Below are 24,456 nucleotides of genomic sequence, written 5' to 3'. Positions count from 1 at the left end.
ACATAAAATATTAGTTTATTCTTTCGACTTCTAGAGCGTTAGTTTTGTCTGACAATTCTTATATTGTTATAATACAATTATAATAACTAAAGGGGATGAACGTCATGACAACACTTAAAACGCATTACGATAATAGTTTAACACTTGAACAATACTTAGCGCATATGCAGGTCAATAAAGATGAAATGCTTGAGATATATAATGCTTTTCAAGTACCAGATGATGCACGTCTACAAGAAATTAAAGATAAAGATTTAAAGGCAATCGTCATTACAGAAGACTGGTGCGGGGATGCAATGGTCAATATTCCAGTACTCATGCGCATCGCTGAAGCAGCAAGTATTGATCTGCGTTTCTCATTACGAGATGATAATCTTGAGCTCATGGATCAATACTTAACAAATGGCACTGCACGTTCGATTCCAATCTTCGTATTCCTTGACGCTACAGACCATCAATATGCTGTGTGGGGTCCACGAGCACAAGTTGTCCAGGACTATGTCACAGAAGTACGCCAGGACCTACCTAGTAAAGATGCACCAGACTTTGAAGAGAAACAAAAAACAGTGCACCACACAATCCACGAAAAATATAAAAGCACACCAGAATTCTGGGAGGAAATCTACAACTCTATCGTAGAACGCCTCATTCATCTATAATCACGACAACAGTTTGAGAAAATAATACTCAAACTGTTTTTTTGTGTAATAAATATTGAATTCGAGGGTATATAGGAATATAGATATATATTAAAAGAGGTGAAGCTATGAATAATTTATATGATGAAGTAAAGAACTCACGAAACGAACTATTAGAACAAGTTAAACAGCTTAGTACATCTGAACTTAACTATAACTTCGGCAGCAAATTCAAGAGCATTAAATATAACTTACTGCAAATCGCATATGCATATCACGAAGGACTGGATCAATATAAGGACCAGATTGGTGATTATGACTTATTTAAAGAGAACGGACCCAAACTGAACATTATCGATATCGAGAACTATTTCGATAATATTGATTATGCAATCGAACAAAACCCAGTGCCTCCAGAAACAGTGATGCCTTATATCTTTAACGACTATGAGTATCGCGGTAAGATTAAGTTTCTGATAACATTCTTTGAAGTGTTGAAATAATGAAAATAATAATCCCCCAAATAAAATTTGGGGGATTATTAAATTTTGTACGTAAAGTGATTTTTGTATAATTTTCAATACTATGAATCGTCTGTCTTGAGCGTTTCAATCTATTTGCGATTTCTTTTGCCGAAAGATTTTGATGATAATATGATTCTATGAATGTGAATTCATCCGTGTTAAGATGGTTAGAGGTCATTCTGTACTCACTCCTTATGTTTTCTTTGGTCGGAAATACACAATGAGTTTAGCACAGAGGACTTTTTTAGTTATCTAGCTTAGTTTACAATCAACGTTTAGAAAAATTAAACTAAAAAAACACTTTATTTAAAAAAATGAAGTGTTTTTCTACTCGATAAAATACTGTTATCCTACTGTACTCCAGCTTTACTCCACTCATTCCAAACGATATCAGCATCATTCTGACCATAAAGATCATATGCAGACTGTGCAAGTGCATTTTTAGCATCAGAGAAATTAGAATTAGATGTTAGGTATTGTGTGAGTGCACGATAATATATTTGTTCAGATTTTTGATTCCCTAGTTGTCGGATGGTGTTATATGCAATTTTATTTGGAATTCCTGAATTGATATGGACACCACCATTATCTGACTGCGTATTGACATATTGACTCATATTTTCAGGTTGTCCAAAGGCACCTGGATTTGACAGACTTCTCAATGCATCTCCTGATTGTCCTGGAGTATATACGTCTTCTCCCATCAACCAGTCGTTAGGATCTACAAAATAACCAAAGATATCAGAGAAACTTTCATTCAATGCACCTGACTGACCATAATATTCAAGGTTCGCAGTTTGTTGAGTAACACCATGCGTAATCTCATGTGCAACAACATCGTTTGCTCCTGATAAGGCTGTGAAAGTTCTACCATCCCCATCACCGTAAATCATCTTATCGCCAATCCAAGCGGCATTATTTGTATTATCTCGGCCACCATAATTATTCACATGGACAATAGAATTAATTGGACTACCATTATTATCATAAGATTCACGATTAAATCTATTTTTGTAGAATTTATAGGTCTGAGCAGCATAATAGTTAGCATCTACTCCCGCACGCTGATTATTGCTATCGAAAACCTTGTCATAGTCTGTAATAAGATTGGCACTACCATTATACTGATTCAGACTATAAGCAGATATTTGTCCTTTATTTGTCACATCCTGTAAAGCATAACCCTTACTGATACTATTGATATTGATACTTTTAGTATCTCCTAGTACGCCACGACCAGTTCCTACAGCAGCAGCTTCTTGAATTAGATTCAGCTTCTCTAATACTTGTCCGTTATCTGCATCGATTTTCACTTTCCAATGTCCAACTTTAGGAGATACAGTAGTAATTTCTATATCATATACTAGTTTATTTTTATCTCCATCAATAACAACATTGGAGCTTTTAATGACTTTATCTCCAAGGTTATCTGCTTTATCTTCATTGATAGAAAGTGATTTAAATGCTTCAGAGATAGCAGTCTTACTGTCGATATTAACATTATTTGTAGGTGCAATAGTCTTAGCGTCTATAGCACCATTGACAAGTACAACCTCACCTTTGTCATTTGTATGTACTTTAATTTCTTGGTCTGTAGCAAATCTTCCTTTTGATTTGGGATGTAAAGTGTAATGTACATAACCTAAATTATCTTTTTCTACATTTGTTACTTCATATTGTTTATAATTCTTCTTCAAATTTTTATAACCCGGAAGATCTTTGAGAATTGTTTTTACTTCTTTCTTTGATTGAATATTTCCATTTACGTCAAGTTGCTTAAAACTTTGATTCTTAGCTTGAGCCTCATGTGTATCAGCGATGCCTAGAGCAGATGAAATTATTGCTGTTGAAAGAACAATAGTACCTAGTTTACTCTTTTTCATTAAAAACACCTCTTCTTTAAATTATAAAATTTATTACTAACTTTATTATATATTCAAACTTGAATATTTCAATATATTTTTTGAATATAAAAAATAATCTATTAATTCTATAATAGAACTAATAGATTATTAGAGAGTTTTTCCAAAGGGTTCCTACCAAAGATGCCACTCAGGAAGGTTATCAAAGTTTAAAATTATTACGCTGCTTGCAAATATAAGTAAAGAACTTGTATTTTTAAAGACTTTTTTCATTTTTATTCTCCTTTCTAATATTTTAAAGTAAAATTCTAAGTAATATTGTATATATTCATATAATATATAATATAATGTATATCTATATAATAAGAAAGGGTTAATTTATGAAAATAGGAAAAAGAATTAAAAATCGCCGTCAACAACTTAATATGACTCAACATGAGCTATCAGATGGGATATGCACTCAAAGTCAAATCAGCAAGATAGAGAAAGACGAGATTATACCTTTAGCAAGTCTTCTAGTGAAGATTGCTGAGAAATTGGAAGTTTCTTTAGATGATCTAGTCTATGAAAATAGAACAAAAAGAATAGAAAATGAATTTTTAATAGATAAGGAACGTATAGACTATTTATTGAAAATTAGAGAATATGGTAAAATACAAAATCTTATTAGCGTGATAGATAAAGAAAAATTAAGCTTTAATGACTCTATATATATTATGTATATATCATTAGTAACAGAAAACTATACACGAAATAGTAATTCATTAGAAAAATTAAATATTTTTTACTCTGAACACAGTGACACTATGGAGGATAATCTTAAGATAAGAACTCTAAATAGCTTGGGGATTATGTCAATGGAAAATAATCAACCAGAGAAAGCTAAAGAGTATTTCTTGAAAGGTTATAGAATTGCGATAACAAGTAATGTATATGAGGATTTGTTATTCAAGGTTGCATATAATTACCTAAGGCTTCTCTTTCAGCTTGAAGAATACAAAGAGATGTATGATATTTCATGCACAGCTATAGAATTTGTCTTCGTGAATAATAATACCTATTGTTATCCTCAACTAGTTTTCTATAAATATTTTGCTTTAATGAAACTTAATTTGTTATCACTCGTAGATATGAAAGAGATAGAGACGGCCTTATTTTTCAGCATAAAAAAAGGTGAAAATAAAACTACAGAAAATCTTGAAAAAATTATATGTAATTTGAAAAGATTATAATTTGCACCTTCAATATAATTGAAATGAAAATAATAAACGCTACCAACCATGTCATGGAATTCAATACTATTTGCTCAGTCAAAATAGATAGAGGATATACTGTCCTTACATCAGATATATTTTCAAACATATAATATTTCAAAATATCTTCTAAATTATTAACTGTTATCATTTTTTAGATTTCAATCGGTAATCGTTTAATTAGCCTTATTTATTATACAAATAACGTGTGATTACAAACAAAACACTCCAGAGTTAAGATTTTCAAATCTAACTTCTGGAGTGTTGCTCACATCTTTGTAACACGACGTTCTTATTTCAATTTAATGGTCTTCTATTCAGAAATTCTGTCTGCTTATTCAAGACATATTCAGGAATATTTTTTACGACTTTATTACGTAATTGAATAAACAGCTGCGATTCACTTTGAGCAGCTTTCCCTATCTTACGGGACTTCAGTATGACTTTCTTCGTATGCGGAACACTTAATCGGTCATAATTTGCAAGTGCTTCTTTCAATGGGTATTGTTCTAACTGGTTGACGAGACATACTGCATCTTCAATGGCCTGCGATGCACCTTGTCCCATATTAGGTGTCGCTGCATGTGCTGCATCCCCTAGTAATACGACACGTCCTTTTACAAATGTCTTAAGCGGTTCAATATCATATATATCATGATGTAATGGATCTCCGACTGTGTTGTCTAAAACATTAGTCACTGCATGAGGAAATTCTTTAAAGTATCGCTTTAACTTCTTCAGATTATAGTTTCTGAATTCTGTATCCCGTTCAAGGGCATTAATGCATAAAAACCAGTAGACTTCATTATCTCCCAGAGGAACAATCCCGAATCTGCCACGCGCATCCCAGTATTCTAACGCTGTCTTGTCGTTCAGCCCTGGATTCACGCTCGTTCCTCTAAAGCATGTATATCCTTGATACTTCGCCTCACTACCTGGAAACATCTGTCTGCGCACTTGAGAGTGCAGCCCGTCCGCTGCAATAATGAGATCATACTGGTTGCTAGTACCATCATTCATTTTAATTGTTCCTGCATCAAAGTCTGTAATCTTGACGACCTCTTTAATCAATCTTACATTCCCTTTATAATGATAACGTAGTATATTATGCAGTGAACTGCGCTGTATCGTAATATTATCTTCTCCAGCTTTATTAAAGATCACACGATTTAAATATGTATCGTTCGCATCTCTTAGCTGAGCTTCAATCAAAATATTGCCGTCTCTTTTTATATCTTCAGCAATATCATAACGTTCAAGTGCACGTATCGCGTTTTCACCGATACCAAGACCTACACCTTCTTGTTTTAATACGTGTCTCTTTTCTAGTACTTCTACGCTATGTCCAAGACGTTCTAGTAATATCGCTGCGGTTAAACCACCGATACCCGCACCAATGATTCCTATACGCATGTCATCACTCCATTAAATTCATATTCATAATAATAATAGCTATCATCTATACTCGTACATATAAAGTCTAACGTCTCAAGCAAGCGCTGAGATGCTGTATTATCGATTAGTGCCGATGCTTTAATCGTCAGTTTGTCATGATGTTGTGTTAAATGCGCTATAAGACAGCTTATCGCTTCATAAGCATAGCCGTTACGTCTATAGTTACAGCGTATGTGGTAGCCGATTTCTATCTCATGATGCCATCTCGGTGGTCCACTGAGGGAGATTTCACCAATGAAAGTATCCTCCAGCTTCAATAACCACGTCCCATAACCGATACGTCCTGGCATCATATGCTGTTTGTAAACTTCTTGAATATATTTGCTATCGTACTTATAGTTCGACAGCACTTCTTCTAAATTTTGTGCACATAAAGCATCAATTATCAACCGCTCTGACTGTAATTGATAACTGATTGTCATAGCACTGTTCATACGCTCACCTGATTCTCATAATATAATTTCATTATACATCATCCATTATATAAATGCTTTTTTGAGCAAAGAGACACGTCGCCAGAAATGGAATCAGACGACGTTTAAGTTACTTAGTTATAAAGTTTATTCGATATATATTGCTGGGTGATTAAGATGACTGCACCGACAGACCAATATAATGGCAGTGCTGCTGGTGAATGGAAGCTGACGAAGATAATCATCATCGGACTCATCAGTATCATCGGTCGCATTTGTTTACGCGTTGCTTCCGGCATATATTGCAATGATATCCAAGACTGCAAGAAATATAATGCGCCTGCAATCACCATCATCATGATATCTGGACTCCCCAGATTAAACCAGAGAAAACTTTGAGTTGCAATATCCTTACTATGCGTTATCGCAAAATATAACGCCATCAATATCGGCATCTGTACGATGACCGGAAGACAGCCCATGTTTAATGGATTTACATTATATTTGCTGTAAACTTTTAAAAGTTCTTGTGATAGTCGTGCTTTCTCCTCTTCATCTTTTGCAACTTTGATCTGATCCTGCAATTTTTTAATCTCAGGCTGAGCAAGCTTCATATTGCCTTGCATAACCTTCTGACGTTTCGTTGCGTTCAGCATCATCGGCATGAGTACAAGCCGTACACAGACCGTAACAAGTACAATCCCCATACCGTAGCTTCCATCAAAGAAACTCGCAAAATATTTTATCAACTGCGCAAATGGCTCCACCAGCGACTGATGAAATAGACCATCCTCTTTTGGCGCGCACCCTGTAAGTAGTAATAATAATGCTGTGAGTAAAACTGTGAATTTTTTCAATTTATGTCCTCCTATATATTAATGTGAAATTAATATATAGGAGATGCCGCTACCTCATCGGACTGTCTGGACAGACACTTAATACGCCATATTAGCGTTTTGGAAATCAATAGATACGTATACGTTACTTTATGTTTAATCTTTCTGACTTCAATCCACTCTGCACTTACTTTAACATGTGCAATCGTGTGAATCAGTAAGAATAAAAAGGCAGTGAAGTATGGAATTAAATAGAGTAATTTAAAGAAAATATACTTCCACAGTAAATCTTCAGTTAATAAGTTGATCAATAACTCCATCACTTCACCCCTTCTTTATATTAGTATAGATAGAATATCATAATTTGGTTGAAAGGTGATAGTTATGTTATCGGCGAGTGGCCGATAATAGGACATTCAGACTCACTTTTGTACGCGAGTGGCCGATAATGGGACATTCAGACTCACTTTTGTACGCGAGTGGCCGATAATGGGACATTCAGACTCACTTTTGTACGCGAGTGGCCGATAATGGGACATTCAGACTCACTTTTGTACGCGAGTGGCCGATAATGGGACATTCGAGTTCTCCTCAAACACTCACTCAATATAAAAAACGTGCGATCACCTAAGATCGCACGTTCTTCTTATTTTCTTTTTAACAATCTCAAACTATTCAGGGTCACTAATATCGTTGCACCCATATCCGCGAATATTGCGATCCATAATGTGAGCCATCCTGGAATCACGAGTAGTATCGCAAGTAGCTTTAAGCCAAGTGCGAACGTGATATTCTGCTTAATAATCTTCAATGTACGTTTGCTCAGTTGAATCACACGGGGTAAATCGTCAAGATTATCTTTCATAAATGCAATGTCCGCTGTTTCTAATGCGGTATCTGTTGCGGCCCCGCCCATCGAGAAACCGACGTCAGCTTGAGCGAGTGCGGGCGCATCGTTAACACCATCTCCAACCATCGCAACACGTCCATGTTGCTGATAATCTTTAATGATATCCAGTTTATCTTCAGGCAATAATCCCGCATGTACTTGTGTTAATCCGATTTCTTTGCCGATTGTTTCAGCAACTGACTTATGATCCCCTGTTAACATGACAGTATCAATGTTCATTTGTTCAAGGGTACGAATGACTGATTCTGCTTCTTCTCTCAGTGTATCTTTAATAAAGAACACACTGTAAATTCGATTGACTGTTCCAAAGAGCACCATCGTTGCACCTGTTTCATGCATGTTTTCTATTTCTTTTTGTGCATCATCAGATAAATCAAAGAAAGAACGTTGCCCAATTCGGTATTCAATACCATCGAATACGCCTTTTACACCTTTAGCAGTAACCACTTCATAATCGGTTACAGGAACGAGCGTGCGCACTTCAAGCGAGTCGACGACGGCACGACTGAGTGGATGTCCAGCCTCTTTTTCAAGTGTATAGATAATGTCATCCTTCTGATCTGCTTCAAAATCTCTTCTTGATACAACAGCAGGTGTTCCTTTCGTCAAAGTTCCTGTCTTATCGAAAGCAACGGTGCTAATATGTCCAGCGTTCTCGAGATGCACGCCACCTTTAATGAGCATCCCTTCTTTTGCTGCGCGTCCAATCGCTGTTACGATTGCTACTGGCGTGGATATTACAAGTGCACAAGGACATCCAACAACAAGCACTGACAACCCTTGATATAAGTAGTGATTAAAATCGCCTCCAAAGAGCGGTGGTACCACAATAACCATTAATGCAATCAGCATAATAATCGGAGTGTAATATTTCGCAAATCTATCGACGAACTTCTGGGTCGGCGCTTTCTCGCTCTGCGCTTCTTCTACAAGATGAATCATCTGTGCAAGTTTCGTCTCATCATTTCGTTTAGTTACGCGGACTGTCAACTGACCGGATTCATTCAGCGTACCTGAATACACAGTGTCTCCCTCCTGCTTATGTACAGGAATACTTTCTCCAGTGATGCTCGCCTGATTAATATTACTTTGTCCATCGGTTACAACACCGTCTACTGGTATTTTCTTACCAGGCAGTACTTTGACGATATCACCAGGCATAATGCTGTCTACATCCACTTCAATAAACTTACCTTCACGTGCTATAAGCGCAACGTCTGGCGAGATATCAATAAGCGAAGCGATACCTGCACGGGATTTCTCCATCGCGTACCCTTCTAACGCTTCACTTATCGCAAAGAGTACAACGACCATCGCGCCTTCTTGTAATTCACCAATTAGCGCTGCACCAATGATAGCAACCGTCATCAGTACATTCATATCAAAGTTCAATTTAAACAGACCTTTTACTCCTTCGATAAATAGATGGTAACCCCCAACCAATATCGCAATGATGAACACAACACGCGTTACTGTATGATCCTCACCAAAGTTCAGACTACATAGCATCCCAATCAAAAATATAATTGCCGATAATATAAACGGTATATTCTCTCTCTTCTTATAGAAAGGAACTTTGTTAACACGTTTAATATGGGCCGGTCTCACTTTGATGTTATCGAATTTACCTGCCGCTTCTAACGCCTCAATGGATGCATCTCCAGTAACTTCAAGCTTGGCCGCACCAAAGTTTAAAGTGACATCCTCTACACCTGGAATTGCCTTCACGTTATCCTGAAATTTCGCTGCACAATTTGTACATGACAAACCTTCTAAGCGATACACTTCTTTATTCTTCATCGTCCTCATCTCCATGTGCTAACGCTGTTCTTATCAACGTCTTAATATGATCATCTTTCAGTTCATAAAATGCATTCTTACCCTTTTTTTCGACGCTTACAATATGTGATTTAAGCAAATATCTGAGATGATGACTCGTCGTAGCGACAGTCGCGCCGATAATGTTTGCCAGATCACACACGCATAATTTCTCTTCAAGCAGCAAACTATAGCAGATTGACAAACGATTTTTATCAGCTAATGCCTTATAAATCGAAAGCATTGGCGCTAAGTCAACAACCTCCATATTCGCTTTTACACGTGATACTTTATGTTCATCAAATAAGTAAACATCACACATATCATTACTCACACATCCACCTCATTCAAATATATATTTGAATATATTATATAACAAACGTAACATTCAAACAATGATTTGAATGTTATGTTTATATCTTTTTACTACGGGAATCTTATTGATGAACAAATAATAAATAAGGGAGTTTTATCCATAATGGAATCAAGTAGTAATTATTTAAAGATTGAGATTAAGCTGGACAACAATGAAACGGTTTATCATTACGAGTTCTTCTCAACAGATGAGAAGATTGCGTACAATAACTTCATCACAAAATGTGACCGTAACGAAACAGGTTTCCTTCCAATCAATGACGGGGAACATAATAGTGCAATCAATCTAAATAAAATCGTCAAAATTACTCCGCTTGAAAGAACGAATATTTAAATAGTAAAAAGCACCTGACACGTCAGGTGCTTTTTACTATTTAATATTTATCTTCATCCATAATTTTCTCCAAATAACTATCTACCAGTTTGCCGTGTTTATTAATACGCACTGCACATAGGTGCTCATAGTTCCCCGCACCTGTATCGATGTTGAGTATATTACGTTTCTTATCATACTCCGGCTTACCACTTTCTGTCGGCGTATGTCCTATCACCTGCAGCTTATGCATATGCTTCAACTTTCCACGGTAGCGCAGTACACACCAACTGCTCTCTGTGCTAAACTTTCTAAAGTTCAGCCAGTTTACGCCGGCATGTGATACATACAGTACCTCATTTTCATAATAAAGCGGTAAACGATGCATCCACTCAATATCCCTGTCGAATTTTTTCAATGGATAATGTGTGAGCGTCCTTCTGTAGTTTTCTTTCATCTCTGACTTTGGTGTATGCTGCATCATATACTGTACCATCTTATATTCATGGTTCCCTTTAATACACACCGTATCCGGATACATATTGCACAGCTTTCTAATATAATAGACTACATCTCTCGAATTGCAGCCTTTGTTAATATAGTCTCCGACAAAGATAAGCTGTTCTTCGCCTTTTTTCCAGTGCTTCATGATTTTCTTCAAGGTAAAGAAACAACCGTGTACATCTCCAACAATAAAATAATTCATCTTTGCCATCCCCATAATAAAAAGATTAGTAGTTACTGATTATAATTCAATCGCCGAAAAATCTAAAGAAAATATTGAAATAAATTATGAAACCCCTTACAATTTTCTTTCCGATTTTGATACAATTGGAATTGAATAAACAAAGAAGGATGTGAATGATTATGAGAGAAAGTATCGTATCTGCAAGCTATCTGCAATTCTTTTCTAAGAAAAATCAAACACCAGGGTATACGAAAGTTCAACTGATTGGTTTAATTTTCGGTCCATTGTTATTCCTCTTATTTAATTTTCTTATCCAGTTAGAAGGTTTAACACCTGCTGCACGCTTTGTCCTTGCCTCAACACTGTGGATTGCAACGTGGTGGATTACTGAACCGATTCCAATTCCAATAACCTCACTTTTACCACTTGTCTTATTTCCGATGGGTCAGATTATGGACGGTAACAAAGTCGCGGCAAACTATGGTAATGATATTATCTTCTTATTCCTAGGAGGTTTTATTTTAGCGATTGCTATGGAGAAATGGAATCTGCATACGAGGCTCGCGCTGAATATTATCAATAAAATCGGGACAACAACTTCTAAAATTATACTTGGATTTATGATGGCAACGGGCGTAATGAGTATGTTCGTCTCTAACACCGCAGCGGTTATGATCATGATACCGATTGGACTGGCATTGATCAAAGAAGCCGAAGTGCTCAGTCAGAATAATGCATCAGAATCATTACAGAAGTTCGAGAAGACACTTGTGCTCGCAATCGGCTATGCAGGTACGATAGGTGGACTGGGGACATTGATTGGAACACCGCCACTTATTTTGCTTACGGGTCAGATGAAAGCAATATTCGGATATGAAGTCAGCTTCGGACAATGGATGCTCGTTGGTGTCCCTTCAGTTATCGTCCTCTTATTACTTACGTGGGCATATTTAAACTATGTAGCGTTTAAGACAGATATGACAGAATTACCAGGAGGTCAAGCGGTCATTGAACGTGAACTGAACAAGTTAGGAAAGATTACACGAGAAGAAATTATCATCTTATGTATCTTCTTGTTTGCAGCATTCTTATGGATTATTAGAGGGTTCGTATTCGTGAATATCCCTGCCCTCAAAATGATTCAGGATGGTTCAATTGCAATGTTCATATCGATATTATTATTCTTAATTCCGACAAAACGCCAGCAAGGCCGCATCGTTGACTGGTCGATTGCAAAGGAAATCCCATGGGGTGTGCTGCTATTGTTTGGTGGAGGATTAGCGCTAGCAAATGCAATTACCACAAGTAAACTCGATGCGTGGCTGAGCAATCAGCTGATTTTGCTAAAAGGATTACCGATTATCCTGATCATCACGATCACTGTCTTATTCGTACTGTTCTTAACCGAAATCACATCAAATACAGCAACTGCAACAATGATTTTGCCATTACTTGCTGCACTTGCAATATCAATAGATGTACATCCACTCGCATTAATGGTCCCAGCTGCGATGGGTGCGAACTGTGCATTTATGTTACCAGTAGGTACACCTCCAAATGCTATCGTGTTTGGAACAGGTAAAGTGACGATTCGAGAGATGGCAACTACCGGTTTCTGGTTAAACCTAATCAGCTGTGTCATTATCGTTATTGCTGTGATGGTATTGCTGCCAATCGTCTTCGGCTTCGATATTACACCATTTCCAGCTTCATTAAAATAAGGAACGGAAGCAATTCCGTTCCTTATTTTTTATTCTTCTATTGAATAGACTTACTTGAGAAACTATCAGGATATTCTGTAATTCTATGAAGTAACGGAAAGAAGATGATCAATAAAACAAGAGAAACGATATATAACGTAAGTAATACATACGAATGCAGATGAAATAGATTAACTGCCATCATTATTATTAAATTTACTACAAAAAGATGCAGATAAATCTTAGCAATCTGTTTCTCAGATATATAATGAGTATGCGCACATTTTGGACACGGCACTTTAACATTGGTAAAGAGCTGCCATGATGCTTTAAACATATCCTCATACCGATAAGGATAATTGCACTTCTTACATCGATTCAAATCAATCTCCCTCTCTACTTACTAGCTGTTGTATTATATCTAATTTTTTACAATAAATAAAGATAGATGTATATTGTAATTTATATCTTTATCATGTACTCTATTGCTATCAAATATTAAAGAAGGTTTCTAAGTGAAAAAGAAAAAAAGTAATCCATATCTCGTGATTATCAGTTCGTTCATCATCTTCTTAGCTATCGGGACATTGCTGCTGGCACTTCCGATAGCACAAAGACAGCCAACATCATTTATTGACTGTCTGTTTATTGCAACCAGTGCATTTACGGTGACAGGACTTGCAACGATAGATATTACAGCAAATTTCAATACATTTGGTCATATTATCATTATGATCCTTGTACAGGCTGGCGGACTCGGGATCATCACATTAGCGATGATCGTCTTTATCATGCTTGGTCGTAAGGTAGGACTGAAAAGCCGTTCATTGGCTACGGAAGCTTTGAACCAGCAAAACTTAGGCGGCATATTACGTCTTGTTCTTACACTGTTACTGATCAGTCTTCTATTCGAGTCAATCGGCGCTGTACTGCTGGCACTTGAATGGGTCCCTTTGCTCGGGATTAGACGTGGATTATTCAATAGTTTCTTTACTGCGGTAAGCGCATTTAACAATGCCGGATTTGCACTTCACAGTGATAATCTCGTGCAATATCAGACAAATCCTTTAACTAACTTTATTATCACTACATTGATCATTCTTGGAGGATTAGGATTTACTGTTATTCTTGATCTCTACCAGAAAAAAAAGTTTAGTCATCTTAGGCTGCATACGAAAATCATGATATTCGGCACAATCATTATTAATGCGTTCGCGACACTGTCCATCTATTTACTTGAAATGAATAACCTTAAGACGCTCGGTGGCCATAATACGTTCGATCAGTTTCAGATGGCTTACTTCCAGGCTATTACGACAAGAACAGCAGGATTTAATACTATAGATATTGGTGCACTACAAACACCGACCATCTTACTGATGATGCTATTCATGTTTATCGGAGGCGGATCGACATCAACTGCCGGCGGGATTAAGTTGACGACAGCTGTCGTTATCTTCTTCGGGACAATCAGTTATATTAAACAACGTGAACAAATCAATTTATTCAAAAGAGCCATCGATACTAAAAATCTTTTTAAAAGCTTCGCAATTGTCGTATTGAGCTCTACCTTTATATTTATCATCACTTTGGCGCTTGTTATCGCAGAGCCTGATCTGCCATTCCTTGCAGTAATGTTCGAAGTCATATCAGCATTCGGCACAGTCGGATTGACGATGGGCATCACAGCGAAACTCTCTGTTATCGGAAAGCTGCTCATTATTCTGATGATGATGATTGGTAAGATCGGTGTATTAACCATCGTGCTGACATTCTCTAAACCACAGAAAGCGCTCTATACGTATCCGAAAGAAGATGTACTGACGGGGTAGATAATATTATAAATTTGCATCAAAAAAGAGAAGAACTTCAAAATTCTTCTCTTTTTTAACATTAAAAATTAATCTTCAATATTTTTCTTAATTCTTATTAAATCTTCTTCTGACACTTTAAACGTTACCTCTCCAGTTTCAAGATCAACTTCTGCCAGTACTTCGGCTGTTCGAGGAAACAACCCCTTCGTTAGTTTTAACTTCAGTGGAATTGAGGCATTATTGGTCATCGTCTTAAATATCTTTTTCATAAGAATGTCCTCTCCTAACAATGATTTTTCTGATTAGTAGTATTGGCGCAATGATAAAAGCACCCACCTGCACTAAAGAACGAATCGGTTTTATCTTGAGTGCAAATGCACTGGCATCAAGAGCGATAAAAGGATAGCTAAAGAACGCAACGATAAAGTAGAGTGTTAAGATTATCAACGGAAATCGCCATACATCGGCAGAATATAGTGTACCCATAACATAAAAGTATAGCGCCAAGAAGGCAATGCTTAAAATAATAGCAAGAATATGATATACAATATTCTCTTTCAATATCAATCATCCCTTTCTCATTTATTTTAACAGATGTATAATTATAGTAAAATATAGGGAAAGGAGAGATATTATGAAAAAATCTCAAAAATCATTTATCATGCTTGTCATCATTCTGGCTATCGTGAATATCATCTTAATCCTTATGGACTATGAGATACGTGGTATCATCAGCTGGGCTTCTATGGCAATCATTCTACTTGTAGCTTTCACCTTAAATATGCGAAGATTTATGCGCAATGAACCTGACCAAGATAAAGTGGCCCGTAAATAATAAACACGGGCCACCTTGCACACCAAACAGCCGCTTTATCTCTCAAAGTGGCTCGTAAATAATAAACACGGGCCATCTTGCACACCAAACAACCGCTTTATCTCTCGAAGTGGCTCATAAATAATAAACACGGGCCATCTTGCACATCAAACAGCCGCTTTATCTCTCGAAATGGCTCATAAATAATAAACACGGGCCATCTTGCACGTCAAACAGCCATTTTATCTCTCAAAGTGGCTCATAAATAATAAACACGGGCCATCTTGCACACCAAACAACCGCTTTATCTCTCAAAGTGGCTCATAAATAATAAACACGGGCCATCTTGCACACTCAACAACCATTTTATCTCTCAAAATGGCTCATAAATAATAAACACGGGCCATCTTGCACACCAAACAACCGCTTTATCTCTCAAAGTGGTCCTTAAAAAACCTCACTCAAAATTGAGTGAGGTTCACTTCTTATAAATCGATATCAACGCCCATCATATGCATACCTAGTAGTTGGATAACACCACTTGATGCACTCGGGAATGCAACAATCAGCTTATTTACTTCTCGACCACTCATCTTCTTCTCGATAATCAGTGTGAGCATATTAATAAGATCGTCTGCGGCACTGCCATAGATAACCGCACCTTTTAATCTATTTCTTCCATCAAGGATAACCTTCATTTCCGCATCACGTTCGTGTTTATACTGAAATTCCAGCTGTTCCCCAAATTTAATAGTTTTCACTTTATACCCTGATTTACGTTCCGCTTCCTCGACGGTCATCCCCACATGCGCGATTCTTGGCAGCGAATACACCACATTCGGGATTGCAGGATATTTAATCGGTAAGAGTTTCAATGCTTTTAACGGGAACTTCTTCTTATCCGCATCGTTACCTAGTATATTGAGCGCAATATAGTTTGATTCGAATGTTGCCGTCGGTGTTAATTTAGGTGTTTTCTTACTAACGACATCTCCACTTGCATAGATATTTGGCACAGATGTCTGCATGAACTTGTTGACTTTAATACCGTGCTTATCGTAATCCACACCCACTTGCTCTAATCCGATACCTTCCACATTCGGTACACGTCCTGTTGCATCTACAACGTAATCTGTATACAGTTCAAAGCCTTTGTCGTCAGTGAACTTCAAACCATCCTCTGTCTGTTCAAGCTTATTGACATCAATATTCAGATGGAATGTCACACCTTCATCTTCCAGCTTCTTGACCAGTTTCTGTACATATGGCTGATGATACTGCTTCAGCACAGTATCAGAATGACCAATCACCGATACTTCACTGCCCATCTTCGCAGCAATTGAAGCGAACTCGATGCTGATATAACCACCGCCCAGGAAGGTGATGCGTTCAGGGAACGTATCCAGCTCCATAAAGTCGGTACTGTTGTGCATGAGTTCCTTACCTTCAATATCTAGTACATGACTGCGCTGTCCCGTTGCAAGCACGATGAATTTCGCGTGGTATTCTGTTCCATCAACGCTCACCGTGTGTGCATCTTTCAGCAGCCCTTCACCTTTGATAATATCAATGCCCTGATCTTTGAAGATTTGTTCCAATCCTTCATGCATCGGATTAATCGTCTCGCGTTTATAATCCATTAACTTCGACCAGTTCACTTGAGGGAGCGTATCTACAATATCACCATAATGCTTGAGAGACTCAATCGCTTCAAATGGCCCTTCTAATAAGATTTTAGGATTACACCCATAGTTCGTACACGTACCAGCAATCTTATCTTTTTCAATTATCGCTACACGCTTCTTCATCTGGTTCAAGATAAGTGCGCCGTGCCATGCTGCATGACCACTTCCGATATAAATCACATCATAATGTTTATTGTTCATATATTCCCCACCTCAACTTTATATTATTGTTCTTAATCATACTAATATAATAACACTTACGATTAAGTTAAAACAAAGGGTATGATTCATTGTTTCGCAATAACACTACGCACCGTCTCATTTATATCAAATGCTAATCCCAACAAAAAGACTACACCACAAGCTCGCTTGCGATATAGTCTTTTATAAATTATTTACCTGAATCATTTTCCACATACTCAAACAAATCTCCCGGTTGACAATCTAGCGCTTTACATATAGCTTCAAGCGTAGAGAAACGCACGGCTTTCACCTTTCCGGTCTTTAAGTTCGATAGATTTGCAACGCTCACATCTACCATCTCGGATAGTTCATTTAACTTCACTTTACGATCTGCCATCACTCTATCCAATCTCACTATTATCATATCGTCACTTCCTAAACTGTTGCATCATATTCACCTTGAAGGTAGGCCCCGTATCTGAACGCTCTTCCGATAAACCAGATTGTCACTGCAATTAATATAACATTCCAATCTAAATTAAATAAATTATAACTCACTTTATTGATGACATCTGTATCTATTAAATAATGAGATAAGTTCAGTGATTTATCAATAAATACACTGATCAGTGTAACCATCATTTTATATGAATGCCCTACGAATATAAACAGTATCGCGATTGTCTCAATAAATTTGCCATTACGATTACTAAATACTTCATTCTTACTAAACGCATGGATTAATTTTCTTGCAAACCACATCATCAATAAGAATATAACAGCATTTAATATTGCAATAATCAATAAACTAATCAGAAGGCCTTTATTAACTGCGAGTTGCTCTCCTATAAAACTTTTAGTGAACTCATAATCCACACCGCCAATACTCAGCATTATTTTGGAGTTATCTGCTTGTAGGAACTTGTTTAAAGTTTCTTCTGATAAAGTAGAAATAAGTATCGTGAGTCCAGCTAAGACAACAGTTCCTATGGCTGCCAGCACGATACCAATGAGATAAATGATATCCATCACCTTTAACAATCCTTTAAAACGACCCACACTATTTTCATTCATAATCGACACCTCTTACTTCTATTTTTGTTCACTTACATATTACCATTACTATTTATGAAATTCAATAATTATTTATCGTTTATCAATAAATAATATACTATTAACATAAAAAACACCCAACTGCATGGAGTTGGGTGCATCTTCTACATGCGTTTCGGGTCTTTGCCATACTTATTATCGCCTTCATTACCTTTAATGAAATTGATGATAAATAAGAACAATCCTCCAAGAACTGTGAATAGCGTAATTAATATAATTGGTAATGATATTGTATCTAAGTTTACCGGAAACGTGCCTGTCATTTGTTCTGTGATAAAACTTAAGATTGCTGATAATACTGTGATGACGATTGCAATTTTACCGCTCATATTAATATCATGTAATCGGCGGCTTGCCTGTGCCATCGTTGGTATAGTAGTGATATATGGAAATATCGTACCTGCTACAAATCCGTAATGATCCATCACATGATAACGTCCGCCAGTCATTATCTCAAGCAACAAGACTACGATTGTAAGAATCAATCCAATAATGATGTTCGCAAGTATATTCAGCCAGACTTCTCTGCGGCGTGCGCGTCCTGTGAATGTGAATCCTTTCGTCCAGAATGCTATAAATGCATCTTTAATCGACATATTATTTTCCATAATCTTCACCTCTTACTTCTACACCAATGTACATATGGCCATCTTTCAACTGTTTCTTATATTGCTTCAGTTTGTCTACATCATGCTGGAAGTGAAGTTTATAAGTTATCCCTTCCACCGCTTCTTCTGTGTGAGTATCAACCACTGTATCTGCTATAAATGTAAAGCGTTCATACTGACCTGCATAATATTGTTGCTCTTTCAGACGTACAGATATGACAGTATATTCATTAAATGCATCTACTTTATTCTGATAGATATGGAAGTTCATATTCTTAGATTTAATTACGCCGACTGACTTACCGAATACTTCCTGCGTAGCAGCACTTACTGCTGCCTCTTCTGTATCGAATGCTTTCATCGGTTCATTCATACCAACCTTATTGTTCGCTTTATTGAGCCATATACCCTTTTCGTTCATCTGAATAACGCCATCTTTCAGCTCTGTTGCTACAGTAACCCCTTCTGATTCATCGTCATTTGTCATGATGCGATCTTCAAGTTTTGTCGCTTTACTGAATGCACCTGACTGAAAATGATGCACTCCAGCCTTACTCTTGATATCCCATGTTTTTTGTTCGAACTTTCCATTTACACTGACCAGATTAAATTCATTCTCTGGAAATGTCAGTTCCGTCGTGTCCTTTGAGATGTTTTCGATAAATCCGGTATATAAGTATTGTGAACGTTTGTAATCTCCGTCCATCATCTTCCATGAATAATAATGACCGTTCGGCAGTTTGAAAGTGCGATCTGCGTGATTTGCTTTGACGCTAAATTTCTCACCCATTGCATCACTCATTGCACTTGACGCCTCTTCATAATCTAAATATTGTCCACTATATAACCCTGATTCCACTTCTAGATCTGTGAGGTCGTTACCTAACACATAATCTTTCGTATCCCTTATCGCGCCAATTGCTAAGAACACAATAAATAAACCGAGCAATATTTTCTTCATCATCCATCCCACACTTCATTTGTATTTTCTTCCATTATTTACATGATACTTCTAAATAGGATTAAGTGTCAATTTAATCTTTATTATCAAAAAAACCGACGAATGATTCGTCGGTTCTTGCTTAAGACATGACTTGTGCATATTGTGCCTGCTGTAATCGATAATATTTACCTTGCTGTGCGATGAGGTCGTCGTGACTGCCACTTTCAACGATGCGCCCATTCTCTATAAAAAGAATTCGGTCCACATCTCTTATCGTTGACAGACGGTGGGCAATCGTCAGTGTTGTACGCCCTTCTGATAAGCGTTTAAATGCTGCCTGTATACGATTCTCTGTTTCAACGTCAAGCGCACTTGTCGCCTCATCCAGTATAATAATCGGCGGGTTCTTCAAGAACATACGCGCAATAGAAACACGCTGCTTCTGCCCCCCCGATAACTTCGTACCGCGTTCTCCTACAATCGTGTTTATACCCTCTGGCAACGTATCAACAAACGCTTTCAGCTGGGCTTGTTCTACTGCCCACATAATCTCCTCATCTGTCGCTTCCAAATTCCCATACGCGATATTCTCTTTTAATGTGCCGCTAAAGAGAAATACATCTTGCTGCACGATACCAATCTGTTTACGCAGAGATGCTAACGTATAGTCCTTTATATTCTGTCCATTCATAGTAATCTTGCCGTGCGATGGATCATAGAACCTCGGCAGCAATGAACAGATTGTCGTCTTGCCGCCACCACTCGGTCCGACAAGTGCGATATGTTCCCCGCGCTGAATTGAAAACGATAGATCGTCAAGAATCGTCTGTTCGCCGTACTTGAACGTCACATGGTCATAGACAATCTCTTCCGGTACTTGTTCGAAGCTTACGGCATGAGCGCTATCCTTAACAGCAGGTTCTGTCGCCATAATTTCCTTGAAGTTGCTAAATCCAGCAATACCTTTCGGGAAGAGTTCGATGATCAGGTTAATCGACTGTAGCGGCTTGAATAATATATCCGTAATCATAATAAATGCAACAAACTCTCCATAGCTCATCATGTTCTGTAATACGAAGTAACAGCCTAATATCAATACAATGATCAATGTAAACTTCTGTGAGATATAACCAATCGATGTGTTCCACGACATGTAGTTATACGCCTTTAATTTCGTACGTCTAAAGTCTTCATTCGTCTCTTTAAAACGTTCGTTCTCATAACGTTCATTCGTGAATGCCTGTACTAGACGAATGCCACCGATTGTCTCACTGATGACATCGTTGAACGCAGATACATTGCCAAACAATCTGCGGAACTGCGTCGTCATCTTACGGTTAAAGTATAACGTTAAAGCGAAGATGAGCGGTACGATACAAAACGTGATTAACGCAAGCTTTACATCAATCGTGAGCATAATAATCAGCGCACCAATGACCGTCATCACGGCAACGAACACCTCTTCAGGACCGTGATGCGCAAGTTCACCGATATCCATCAGATCATTCGTCAGCCGACCCATGAGCTTTCCTGTCTTATTACGGTCAAAGAATCCGAAGTTCAGACGCTGCATATGCTGATACAGTTCATTCCGGATATCACGTTCAATATTTGTCCCGAGCTTATGCCCCCAGTAAGTCACGATAAATTTAAGGATCGTGACAAACCCGAACACTAAAAACAAGCCGACCGCACCAAGCACGATATTCGGCCAGTCTTTCGACGGTAACAGCTTATCAATAAACAAACTCGTCATTAATGGAAAGATGAGCTCCAGTACGCCGACAAATACCGCTGAACCAAAATCCAGCATAAACAAACCCTTATACGGCTTGTAGTATTCAAAGAATGATTTCATATGAGTTACCTCTACCCTTTAATATAATATGTATATTTTAACATAGGACAGACAGGTATTTGATATAGATGTCCTTTTAAGTTTTATTTGCAAAGATTAGGGTATAATAATACACAAATATAGGAAGGGATGCAGAACATGGATGAATTAATAGTCAGAAAAAGTATCGTAAAACAAGCTTTTGTAACCTTTATGTCCCTCGGCCTTACTGCACTAGGCGCTTTTTTTCTATACATAGGAATCGAATATAATACATTGTTCGCCATTTTATTTGGTATTTTCATTTTATTAATATTCGGTTTCTTTTCTTTCCATCATATTAAATTACTTATTGATGGCCATGACCTCGTGATACTGAACAACGAAGGTTTCTATGATTATTCCAGTGCGATCTCAACGAAAGATCAACTCATTAAATGGACAGATGTCAGAGACATTGCATTGACAACTATGGGCGGGAAATTATTCGTGTCGATTGAAGTTGAAAATTTTCATGAATTGCTTAAAAGTCAAAACGCGATGTCAAAAAAAGCGATGCGTCTGAATAATAAGATTGGATACAAACATATCAATATTACGACGCAAAATGCAAAAGGTATGGACGCAAATGACCTGGCGATTATAATGCAGGACTATCATGCAAAGTATGGTAATGCGATTAACTACGAAGCTGGCGAACTTAAACACCTAAAAGACTTATAATATATACATATTAATGTTCGAAAGGATGCGCTATGACAAATACATCACGAAATAAACTTATTATTATATGCTTCAGCTTAATCGTTCTGATTACTCTATTCATTATCATCGCGAATAAAAAGACGCATGTTGTAACCCACAAAGCAAATAATCCTGAACACTTCACTACGAGTGATGGTACGCAGATTAACTATCTTATCTACCCTGCAAAACACGCAAAAGGAACGTTGCTCTGGCTACATGGTGACGGGGCAGCAGAATTTTATGAACCTGATACAAAGTATTATCTGGAAGGACCACACGGTATAAAACAGGCAGCTGCAGCACATCAATTAACGCTCATTGTACCGAAGACGCCAAGTAAGGACAAGACTTGGTGGACAAACGGGGAGCAGAATAATGAATATCTCGTCGAGCTTATTCGCACATTACCAGCTCACGACAACTTATGGATCGGGTCATTCTCGGGAGGTTCTGAAGAAGTGGCATACTGGTTGCTTCATGATTTGAAGAAAGCAGGTGTGCAACGCGGTGGTGCCGTATTATTTGGTGGTGGAGGCTCACCGAAGTCTGAAGGTATTACAGATACATTACCCAAAAGTGACGTCATCCAGGAATCATTCCCATTAACATGGATTGCAGGAGAACATGATGACGGTACTGACAAATACGCAAAAGGCTTTAATACATTAAAGAAAAGTAAGGAAAGTGAGGCTTTCTATCGAAGTCAGGGATGGGATACAAAACGTATCGTGCTGGAAGGTTATGGTCATTTAATTTCTAACGATGATGAAGGGTTATACGGTAAATATTTAGACGATGTTTTAAATGGTAAGCGTGATGAGATTAAGTCATTACCCAAGAAATAAAAGGCTTAATACAAATAAACTGCACCCTGAACGTTTGCCTTAAAATCTAACTTTCGGGTGCAGTTTATTCACTTCAACATGGATTTCTCTTTTATTTCTTTTATCTCCTGTCTATCAACAATATGCCTCATGTTCGTACCTACTGCTGCACCGAAAATAGCAACCGTAAAACCGAACAACCCTGATGTATCCATATCATTCATCTTGTAATACATATGCAATAACAAAGAGATAATCAACATCACTGCAAGCACTGTATATTCGTACTTCTTCTGTGCTACACGTTGCTCTAACCCTGCCAGTCGATCTGTATGAAGTAACTGTCTGAGCCTTGTTTCGTGAGGAATGATAAAGAATGGTCCAATTAAAACTACTATAAGAAAAGTAAATATAAACGGTTCCTGCTGCACGCCACTATCAATCAATAACCATAATAACATCACTACAATGGTTCCATAGATAAGATAATTTAGCCATAGTTTCTTCGTCATATCATGACATCCTTTCTATATGTTTTAATATAACTTCACTGTTCCAACTTTTCGATATCCTCAAAATCATAGTCTTCATACAATTTGTCGCGGTCGGTCGGTTTATTTTTATTGTTCGCAAACCACGGTATTAAAATGATGAGTAATATGCCGACGGTACTCGTACTATGCATAATAACGTTAGAATAATAACTATACGCATAGATTATAGGTAAACCTATGAATCCAAGTAATAAATACACAGCTGGTGACTTCCTTAGAAATCTGAATCGTTTTATCTCTGTAGATAAAGATGATAAATACAGTAAGGAGAATAATCCTATGAAAAAACTAAATCGCTTGAACTGATCCAAGCCTTCACGACGTGCTGCTTCTTCCATCGAATAATCGTCATAGGGGTAGCTAAAATCTTGGAATATGTAGATAAAAAATAAGACAATCATAACAAGCGAAAGAATAAACGGGATAGTCATCAGCTTCTTATACAGATGAAACGGCAGTTCCCCTTTAAAGTTAAATAAATTCTTTATAAAATATTGAAACGTTCTCTTGAAATCCGTTTTATCCATGTAGCACCTCTTTTATCATATT

28 protein-coding genes and 1 pseudogene are annotated in these 24,456 nt (G+C 37.3%); 9 read left to right on the top strand and 20 right to left on the bottom strand.

Annotation, left to right across the window (positions count from 1 at the left end; translation table 11 throughout):
• Positions 1-104: 104 nt before the first annotated feature.
• The gene (locus QNJ52_RS09685; RefSeq protein ID WP_283722447.1) at positions 105-659 is read left to right on the top strand and encodes a thioredoxin family protein; all 555 of its coding nucleotides are present in this window, start codon (positions 105-107) and stop codon (positions 657-659) included.
• Between the two features lie 107 nt (positions 660-766).
• Complete coding sequence (locus QNJ52_RS09680; RefSeq protein ID WP_283722446.1) at positions 767-1,141, top strand: hypothetical protein; 375 nt, start codon at positions 767-769, stop codon at positions 1,139-1,141.
• A gap of 61 nt (positions 1,142-1,202) precedes the next feature.
• Here the strand turns inward: QNJ52_RS09680 and QNJ52_RS11570 are convergent.
• Together QNJ52_RS11570 and QNJ52_RS09670 are read right to left on the bottom strand one after the other, a co-directional pair.
• Positions 1,203-1,340, bottom strand: a pseudogene (locus QNJ52_RS11570) (sigma factor-like helix-turn-helix DNA-binding protein); the annotation flags it as partial.
• A gap of 172 nt (positions 1,341-1,512) precedes the next feature.
• On the bottom strand, positions 1,513-3,045 hold the full coding sequence (locus QNJ52_RS09670; RefSeq protein WP_219493074.1) for a M4 family metallopeptidase: 1,533 nt from the start codon (positions 3,043-3,045) through the stop codon (positions 1,513-1,515).
• Between the two features lie 359 nt (positions 3,046-3,404).
• On the opposite strand from QNJ52_RS09670, the gene QNJ52_RS09665 reads away from it, so the two are divergent.
• On the top strand, positions 3,405-4,256 hold the full coding sequence (locus QNJ52_RS09665; RefSeq protein ID WP_219493075.1) for a helix-turn-helix domain-containing protein: 852 nt from the start codon (positions 3,405-3,407) through the stop codon (positions 4,254-4,256).
• Between the two features lie 318 nt (positions 4,257-4,574).
• Here the strand turns inward: QNJ52_RS09665 and QNJ52_RS09660 are convergent, their stop codons facing one another.
• The 6 genes from QNJ52_RS09660 to QNJ52_RS09635 all read right to left on the bottom strand — a co-directional run bounded on the left by QNJ52_RS09660 (position 4,575) and on the right by QNJ52_RS09635 (position 10,031).
• Positions 4,575-5,690, bottom strand: coding sequence for an FAD-dependent monooxygenase (locus QNJ52_RS09660; protein ID WP_283722443.1), 1,116 nt, complete (start codon positions 5,688-5,690; stop codon positions 4,575-4,577).
• Positions 5,681-6,166, bottom strand: coding sequence for a GNAT family N-acetyltransferase (locus tag QNJ52_RS09655; protein ID WP_283722442.1), 486 nt, complete (start codon positions 6,164-6,166; stop codon positions 5,681-5,683). The genes QNJ52_RS09660 and QNJ52_RS09655 overlap by 10 nt, the downstream gene beginning before the upstream one ends.
• A 113-nt stretch (positions 6,167-6,279) precedes the next feature.
• Entirely contained in the window at positions 6,280-7,002 is a 723-nt protein-coding gene (gene yidC, locus QNJ52_RS09650; RefSeq protein WP_101035894.1) for a membrane protein insertase YidC, read from the bottom strand.
• 29 nt (positions 7,003-7,031) lie between these two features.
• Positions 7,032-7,301, bottom strand: a complete 270-nt coding sequence (locus QNJ52_RS09645; protein ID WP_086039170.1) for a hypothetical protein — start codon at positions 7,299-7,301, stop codon at positions 7,032-7,034.
• Between the two features lie 326 nt (positions 7,302-7,627).
• Positions 7,628-9,691, bottom strand: a complete 2,064-nt coding sequence (locus tag QNJ52_RS09640; protein WP_283722440.1) for a heavy metal translocating P-type ATPase — start codon at positions 9,689-9,691, stop codon at positions 7,628-7,630.
• Complete coding sequence (locus tag QNJ52_RS09635) at positions 9,681-10,031, bottom strand: ArsR/SmtB family transcription factor (RefSeq protein ID WP_041636518.1); 351 nt, start codon at positions 10,029-10,031, stop codon at positions 9,681-9,683. The genes QNJ52_RS09640 and QNJ52_RS09635 overlap by 11 nt, the downstream gene beginning before the upstream one ends.
• Positions 10,032-10,187: 156 nt before the next feature.
• On the opposite strand from QNJ52_RS09635, the gene QNJ52_RS09630 reads away from it, so the two are divergent.
• Positions 10,188-10,418, top strand: coding sequence for a hypothetical protein (locus QNJ52_RS09630; protein ID WP_101153292.1), 231 nt, complete (start codon positions 10,188-10,190; stop codon positions 10,416-10,418).
• A 40-nt stretch (positions 10,419-10,458) separates the two neighbouring features.
• Here QNJ52_RS09630 and QNJ52_RS09625 read toward each other — a convergent pair whose 3' ends face one another.
• Positions 10,459-11,103 (bottom strand): metallophosphoesterase family protein, encoded by a 645-nt coding sequence (locus QNJ52_RS09625; RefSeq protein ID WP_219493079.1) that lies wholly within the window; start codon positions 11,101-11,103, stop codon positions 10,459-10,461.
• Positions 11,104-11,258: 155 nt separating this feature from the next.
• On the opposite strand from QNJ52_RS09625, the gene QNJ52_RS09620 reads away from it, so the two are divergent.
• Complete coding sequence (locus tag QNJ52_RS09620) at positions 11,259-12,806, top strand: SLC13 family permease (RefSeq protein ID WP_219493080.1); 1,548 nt, start codon at positions 11,259-11,261, stop codon at positions 12,804-12,806.
• A 37-nt stretch (positions 12,807-12,843) separates the two neighbouring features.
• Here the strand turns inward: QNJ52_RS09620 and QNJ52_RS09615 are convergent, their stop codons facing one another.
• Entirely contained in the window at positions 12,844-13,167 is a 324-nt protein-coding gene (locus QNJ52_RS09615) for a TIGR04104 family putative zinc finger protein (RefSeq protein ID WP_219493081.1), read from the bottom strand.
• Positions 13,168-13,300: 133 nt separating this feature from the next.
• On the opposite strand from QNJ52_RS09615, the gene QNJ52_RS09610 reads away from it, so the two are divergent.
• Positions 13,301-14,617 (top strand): TrkH family potassium uptake protein, encoded by a 1,317-nt coding sequence (locus QNJ52_RS09610; RefSeq protein ID WP_219493082.1) that lies wholly within the window; start codon positions 13,301-13,303, stop codon positions 14,615-14,617.
• A 68-nt stretch (positions 14,618-14,685) separates the two neighbouring features.
• Here QNJ52_RS09610 and QNJ52_RS09605 read toward each other — a convergent pair whose 3' ends face one another.
• A complete protein-coding gene (locus QNJ52_RS09605; protein WP_050742452.1) occupies positions 14,686-14,868 on the bottom strand; it encodes a hypothetical protein in 183 nt (60 codons plus the stop codon).
• Positions 14,852-15,160 carry a hypothetical protein gene (locus tag QNJ52_RS09600; RefSeq protein ID WP_041636178.1) on the bottom strand — a complete coding sequence of 103 codons (309 nt, stop codon included), beginning with the start codon at positions 15,158-15,160 and terminating at the stop codon, positions 14,852-14,854. Before QNJ52_RS09600 ends, QNJ52_RS09605 begins: the two co-directional genes overlap by 17 nt.
• 73 nt (positions 15,161-15,233) lie before the next feature.
• On the opposite strand from QNJ52_RS09600, the gene QNJ52_RS09595 reads away from it, so the two are divergent.
• Positions 15,234-15,434 carry a hypothetical protein gene (locus QNJ52_RS09595; protein WP_133445756.1) on the top strand — a complete coding sequence of 67 codons (201 nt, stop codon included), beginning with the start codon at positions 15,234-15,236 and terminating at the stop codon, positions 15,432-15,434.
• Between the two features lie 464 nt (positions 15,435-15,898).
• Here QNJ52_RS09595 and QNJ52_RS09590 read toward each other — a convergent pair whose 3' ends face one another.
• The 6 genes from QNJ52_RS09590 to QNJ52_RS09565 form a co-directional block, all read right to left on the bottom strand.
• On the bottom strand, positions 15,899-17,299 hold the full coding sequence (locus tag QNJ52_RS09590; protein WP_101035889.1) for a dihydrolipoyl dehydrogenase family protein: 1,401 nt from the start codon (positions 17,297-17,299) through the stop codon (positions 15,899-15,901).
• 190 nt (positions 17,300-17,489) lie between these two features.
• Complete coding sequence (locus QNJ52_RS09585) at positions 17,490-17,705, bottom strand: helix-turn-helix domain-containing protein (protein ID WP_219493084.1); 216 nt, start codon at positions 17,703-17,705, stop codon at positions 17,490-17,492.
• Positions 17,706-17,716: 11 nt separating this feature from the next.
• Positions 17,717-18,355, bottom strand: coding sequence for a DUF2975 domain-containing protein (locus QNJ52_RS09580; RefSeq protein WP_219493085.1), 639 nt, complete (start codon positions 18,353-18,355; stop codon positions 17,717-17,719).
• A gap of 143 nt (positions 18,356-18,498) precedes the next feature.
• Positions 18,499-19,002 (bottom strand): DUF805 domain-containing protein, encoded by a 504-nt coding sequence (locus QNJ52_RS09575; RefSeq protein ID WP_219493086.1) that lies wholly within the window; start codon positions 19,000-19,002, stop codon positions 18,499-18,501.
• Positions 18,992-19,966 (bottom strand): hypothetical protein, encoded by a 975-nt coding sequence (locus QNJ52_RS09570; RefSeq protein WP_283722435.1) that lies wholly within the window; start codon positions 19,964-19,966, stop codon positions 18,992-18,994. The genes QNJ52_RS09575 and QNJ52_RS09570 overlap by 11 nt, the downstream gene beginning before the upstream one ends.
• Before the next feature lie 118 nt (positions 19,967-20,084).
• Positions 20,085-21,803, bottom strand: coding sequence for an ABC transporter ATP-binding protein (locus QNJ52_RS09565; protein WP_219493088.1), 1,719 nt, complete (start codon positions 21,801-21,803; stop codon positions 20,085-20,087).
• Between the two features lie 138 nt (positions 21,804-21,941).
• Here QNJ52_RS09565 and QNJ52_RS09560 point away from each other — a divergent pair, with 138 nt between their 5' ends.
• Complete coding sequence (locus QNJ52_RS09560; RefSeq protein ID WP_219521317.1) at positions 21,942-22,505, top strand: STM3941 family protein; 564 nt, start codon at positions 21,942-21,944, stop codon at positions 22,503-22,505.
• A 32-nt stretch (positions 22,506-22,537) separates the two neighbouring features.
• Complete coding sequence (locus QNJ52_RS09555; RefSeq protein ID WP_283722434.1) at positions 22,538-23,374, top strand: hypothetical protein; 837 nt, start codon at positions 22,538-22,540, stop codon at positions 23,372-23,374.
• A 68-nt stretch (positions 23,375-23,442) separates the two neighbouring features.
• Here the strand turns inward: QNJ52_RS09555 and QNJ52_RS09550 are convergent, their stop codons facing one another.
• Both QNJ52_RS09550 and QNJ52_RS09545 read right to left on the bottom strand, forming a co-directional pair.
• Complete coding sequence (locus tag QNJ52_RS09550) at positions 23,443-23,865, bottom strand: hypothetical protein (RefSeq protein WP_133433332.1); 423 nt, start codon at positions 23,863-23,865, stop codon at positions 23,443-23,445.
• Between the two features lie 35 nt (positions 23,866-23,900).
• Complete coding sequence (locus QNJ52_RS09545) at positions 23,901-24,434, bottom strand: hypothetical protein (protein WP_101143840.1); 534 nt, start codon at positions 24,432-24,434, stop codon at positions 23,901-23,903.
• Between the last annotated feature and the right edge of the window lie 22 nt (positions 24,435-24,456).

This window comes from Macrococcus sp. S115 (genome assembly GCF_030067655.1).
GTDB classification, from domain to species: domain Bacteria; phylum Bacillota; class Bacilli; order Staphylococcales; family Staphylococcaceae; genus Macrococcoides; species Macrococcoides psychrotolerans.
Note: the sequence above shows the minus strand (reverse complement) of the source record. Positions and strands in the feature narration are given on the sequence as shown.